This is a genomic window from Natranaerobius trueperi, assembly GCF_002216005.1.
GTDB classification, from domain to species: Bacteria; Bacillota; Natranaerobiia; order Natranaerobiales; family Natranaerobiaceae; genus Natranaerobius_A; species Natranaerobius_A trueperi.
In genome coordinates this window covers 1-265 of the sequence record NZ_NIQC01000115.1, presented here as the reverse complement: position 1 = coordinate 265, position 265 = coordinate 1, and the positions used below count along the sequence as shown (strand labels likewise).

Genomic DNA, 265 nt, shown 5'->3' with positions numbered 1-265 from the left:
TGGACCGCATGGTACAACAGTCACTAGTACAAGTACTTCAACCAATATTTGAACCGATATTTTCTGATAGTAGCTTTGGATTCAGACCGAATCGTAACGCCCAGCAGGCGATCAAAAGGTCAAAAGAGTACTACGAACAAGGCTACAAATATACAGTTGACATAGATCTAGCAAAATATTTTGACACCGTGAACCATGACTTGTTGATAGGTATGGTAAGGGAACAAGTAAAGGATGAAACCATCATACGACTCATACGCAAATT

At 39.6% G+C, this 265-nt stretch carries 1 protein-coding gene; it reads left to right on the top strand.

From position 1 onward, the window contains the following. Positions 1 to 265 (top strand): reverse transcriptase domain-containing protein (locus CDO51_RS13340; protein WP_240503603.1); only part of this gene is annotated, 265 nt, incomplete at both ends.